The following is a 4902-nucleotide window of genomic DNA, read 5'->3' as shown; positions in this document are numbered from 1 at the left end:
ATCACCGGCCTGCCCGCGACCTCGATCGCGTGGGGATTGTGGCAGCAGAGCACCGGCATGACCGGGGCGCTCGGCCAAGCCGATATCGCCCGGTTGCGGCGGGAGGGCTTCCCGCCGCTGAGCGAGCGGGAAGGTATGGCGCTGTTCGACGCCGCGGTAGCCGACGGCAGGGCGGCGTTCGTGGCAGTCCGTGTCGACCGCGACGCACTGGCGGAAGCGCAACCCCGCGCCCTGATGCGCGGTTTGGTACGGCCGTCCCGTCGCCGGGTCGCCGGTGACGTGGCGCAGCGTCCAGAACTGGCCGCGCAGCTGGCGGGTCGTTCGGCTGCCGAACAGGACCGCGTCGTCCTCGACCTCATCCGCGCCCACGCCGCGGCGGTGCTCGGGCATACCGGCGTCGAGTCGATCCCGGCGGACAAACCGTTCCGCGAGATCGGATTCGACTCACTCGGTGTCATGGAATTCCGCAACAGGCTGTCCGAAGCCACCGGTCTTCAGCTGCCGTCGACACTGGTCTTCGACCACCCGACCGCCACCGCGATGGCGAAGCTGGTGCGCTCCCTCGCGGTGCCGACCGCCGCGGACCAACCCGCCGAGCAGGCGCCGCGCCTGGAGCGCGCGGTCGATGAACCGATCGCCATTGTGGGCATGAGCTGCCGCTTCCCCGGCGGAGTCACCTCACCGGAGACCCTCTGGGAATTGCTCGCCTCCGGCACGGACGCGAGCGGAGACTTTCCCACCGACCGCGGCTGGGATCTCGAGCGGCTATTCGATGCGGATCCGGACAAACCGGGTACCTCCTACACCCGGCGCGGCGGATTCCTCTCCGGCGCGGCGGATTTCGATGCCGGTTTCTTCGGCATCGGCCCCAGGGAGGCGTCCGCCATGGACCCCCAGCAGCGCCTGCTGCTGGAAGCGACCTGGGAGGCCCTCGAAGATGCCGGTATCGACCCCGTCGCGTTGCGCGGCAGCGATACCGGCGTGTTCGCCGGAGCGTGCTCATCCGGCTACGGCGACCGGGTCACCGGAGAACTGGAGGGCTACCGTCTCACCGGCACCACGCACAGTGTGATCTCCGGCCGGGTGGCCTACGTCTTCGGCTTCGAAGGTCCGGCCGTCACCGTGGATACCGCGTGCTCGTCGTCGCTGGTCGCAATGCATCAGGCCACCCGCGCGCTGCGCCAGGGAGAGACCTCGCTGGCACTGGCGAGCGGTGTGACGGTAGCGGCCAGTCCGTACCTCTACGTCGATTTCGCCCGGCAGCGCGGCTTGGCGCCGGATGGACGCTGCAAGTCGTTCTCCGCCGACGCCGACGGCGTCGGTTTCGCCGAGGGCGTCGGGGTGCTCGTGCTCGAACGGCTCTCCGACGCCCAGCGCCTCGGGCACACCGTTCTCGCCCTCGTGCGCGGTAGCGCGATCAATCAGGACGGTGCGAGCAACGGTCTGACGGCGCCGAACGGTCCGTCGCAAGAGCGGGTGATCGCGGCGGCGCTGGCCGACGCGGGGTTGACGCCGGCGGATGTGGACGCGGTCGAGGCGCACGGAACCGGTACGACGCTGGGCGATCCGATCGAGGCCCGGGCCCTGATCAATGCCTACGGGCGCGACCGTGCCGGTCGTCCGCTGTTCATCGGGTCGGTGAAATCCAATCTCGGCCACACCATCGCCGCCGCGGGTGTCGGTGGTGTGATCAAGATGGTGCAGGCGTTGCGGCACGAAACCCTGCCGAAGACGCTGCACGTGGAGGAGCCGAGCCCGCATGTGGACTGGTCGGCGGGCAACGTTCGGCTGCTGACCGAGGCTCAGGCGTGGCCCACCGGGGAACGCGTCCGGCGGGCCGGTGTGTCGTCGTTCGGTGTCAGCGGCACCAACGCACACGCCATCCTGGAAGAGGCTCCCCCGGCTGCGCCGTCACCGGTCGTCGCCGCTCCCGGGCCCCGTATCGAGACGGTCGTGCCCTGGCTGGTGTCGGCCGATTCCGAGTCGGGCCTGCGAGCGCAGGCCGAGCGGCTACGGCAGTGGGCGATCCACCATCCCGACGCCGCACCCTGGGACACTGCTCACGCGCTGATCACCTCCCGCGCACAGCTGCCGTGGCGTGGCGCTGTCGTCGGACGTGACCGGGACGAACTGCTGGCCGGGCTGGCCGAATTGGCCGCTGGCACTTCGGGCGCGATCGCGGCGAAGTCGAACCCGGCCGGACGGACGGCGTTCCTGTTCACCGGTCAGGGCGCGCAACGCGCCGGAATGGGCACCGGTCTGTACGCGGCTTTCGGTGTGTTCGCCACGGCCTTCGACGAGATGTGCACCCATATCGATCCGCTGATCGGCCGATCGCTGCGGGAGTTGGTCTTCCAACCGGACGATGCTCGGCTGCTGGATCGGACCGAGTTCACCCAGCCCGCCCTGTTCGCGTTCGAGGTAGCGCTGTTCCGGCTGCTGGAATCGTTCGGTGTCGTTCCGGATGTGCTCATCGGACATTCGATCGGCGAGCTGACCGCCGCGTATCTCGCCGGGGTGTGGTCGCTCCCGGATGCGTGCGCGCTGGTGGTGGCGCGCGGGCGGTTGATGGGCGCGCTTCCCCGCGACGGGGCGATGCTGGCCGTGGCGATGCCCGAGGAACGGGCGGCGGAACTGCTCGACGAGTTCGGTGGCCCGGTGTCGATCGCCGCGGTGAACGGTCCTGGATCGGTGGTGTTGTCCGGTACCGCCACCATGATCGACGCGATCGCCGATCGGCTGGCGACGGCGAATGTGCAGACCTCGCGGCTGCGGGTCAGCCATGCGTTCCATTCGGCATCGATGGAGCCGATGCTCGATGAGTTCCGCCAGGTGGCGCAAAGTTTGACCTACCATCGGCCGTCGCTTCCGATCGTGTCGAATGTGTCCGGTGCCCTGGTCGACGCCGAACTGACCGACCCGGACTACTGGGTCGCCCAGGTACGCGGGTGTGTCCGGTTCGCGCCGGGTATCGCCACCCTGATCGAGGACGGCGTCCGGCGGTTCCTGGAGGTCGGCCCGGATGCCGTGCTGGCCGCCATGGTTCGGCAGTGTCTCGCCGAAACGCCGACGGCGGAAGCGGAGTCGATCGTGGTCGCGGCCGCTCGACGCTCGACCGACGAGGCGGATCGGTTCGTGAGCGCGTTGGCGCAGGCCGGAACCGGAGGAATGCCGGTGGACTGGACACCGCTGTTCGCGGGCCGCGCGATCGAGCGAGTGCCGCTGCCGACCTACGCGTTCGAGCACCAGCGGTACTGGTTGCCACCGGCCCGGGTGTCGGATCTGTCGCGTTCGGGTCTGGACGACGCGGGCCATCCGCTACTGGGCGCTCTGGTGCGGTTGCCGGATTCGCCGGATGTCGTCTTCACCGGGCGACTGTCCGGAGCGGATCACCCGTGGCTGGCCGATCACGCGGTCGGCGGGGCGGTCATGTTCGCCGGCGCCGCCTTCGTCGAGCTCGTCTTGCACGTGGGTGCGGCGGTGGCATGCCCCGCGGTGTCGGAGCTGGTGATCGAGGCGCCCCTGCCGGTGCCCTCGGCGGGTGCGGTCGAATTGCGGGTGGTGGCCGGTGGGCCGGATGAATCCGGTGCGCGGGCAGTCGCGGTGTATTCGCGGTCGCGGGACGAAGAGCCCGGCGCCGACTCTGCTCAGTGGGTACGCCACGTGACCGCGACGGTGACCACGCGGACGGACGGCCCGTCGGCCGCCACGGTGGGGGCCGGTTGGCCCCCAGCCGGCGCGACTGCGCGGGAACTCACCGGCGCCTACGCGGATCTGACCGAACTGGGCTACGAGTACGGTCCGGCTTTCCAGGGGCTGACCGCACTGTGGCGCGGCGACGGTGAAGTCTTCGCCGAGGTCGTGCTGCCCGAGGCTGCTCGATCACAGGTCGGCGCGTTCGGGGTGCATCCGGCGTTGCTGGATGCGGCGCTGCACTCCATCCTGCTGGGCGGGCTGACGCCCGGACCGGTGACCGGTGCTGTGGCTGTGCCGTTCTCCTGGGAGAACGTCAGGTTGTATGCGACGGGGGCGACCGCGGTGCGGGTGCACGCCACCGTGTCCGGCTCGGCAGCGGAGAATACCCGGATCGCGGTGACGCTCACCGACACCTCGGGGCGTCCCGTGGCAGAGATCGGTGCGTTGACGCTGCGCAGTCTCTCGGCCGATGCCTTCGCGGTGCGACACCGCGCCGTCGGTTACCGACTCGACTGGATCGCCGTGTCTGCCGTCGAGCCGACCGGCGCGGTGGCCTGGGACGTTGCCGGTGACCTCGAGACCGTCCACGTCGCGGGTCGGTTCGCGACAGTCGTCCGGCTCGAGGACGGGGACGGCGGCGGTGACGTGCCCGCGACCGTGCGGGCGACGGTGACCGCGGTGACGACGCGGGTGCGGGAGCTACTGGACCGGGACGGCCGTGTTGTGGTGGTGACCCGGCGGGCGGTTGCGGTCCATGCTGGTGAGCCTGTGGACCCGGCCGCGGCCGCGGCGTGGGGGTTGCTGCGCACCGCCCAAAGCGAGCATCCGGACCGGATCGTCCTCGTCGACGTCGACGAATGGGATCACTTCCGGCAGAGTGTCGTACTGGCGCTGACGCTGGACGCCGAGCCTCAACTCGCCGTCCGCGGCGGCGTCCCCCACGCACCGCGACTCCACCGTGCCGGACACGCGGGCGCCGCCCGCCTGCGCGGCGCGGAACTCCTGGGCACCGCTGCGTCCTCCGACCGCCGGGAATGGGGACTCGCGCCGATCGGGAAAGGCACGCTGAGCCCGGACAATTTCGGCCTGCGCGACCTTCCGGATGCCTCGGCGCCACTGGCTGCGGGGCAGGTGCGGGTGCGCGTGAAGGCCGTGGGCCTGAACTTCCGGGACGTACTCGTCGCGCTCGGCACCTACCCCGACCCG

At 70.6% G+C, this 4902-nt stretch carries 1 protein-coding gene; it reads left to right on the top strand.

Annotation, left to right across the window (positions count from 1 at the left end; all coding sequences use genetic code 11):
- The coding region (locus tag ON34_RS28765; RefSeq protein ID WP_040785474.1) for a type I polyketide synthase at positions 1-4902 on the top strand (4902 nt) is incomplete at both ends.

It is taken from the genome of Nocardia pneumoniae NBRC 100136 (assembly GCF_000308755.1).
GTDB classification, from domain to species: domain Bacteria; phylum Actinomycetota; class Actinomycetes; order Mycobacteriales; family Mycobacteriaceae; genus Nocardia; species Nocardia pneumoniae.
This window is presented reverse-complemented; position numbering and strand designations above follow the sequence as displayed.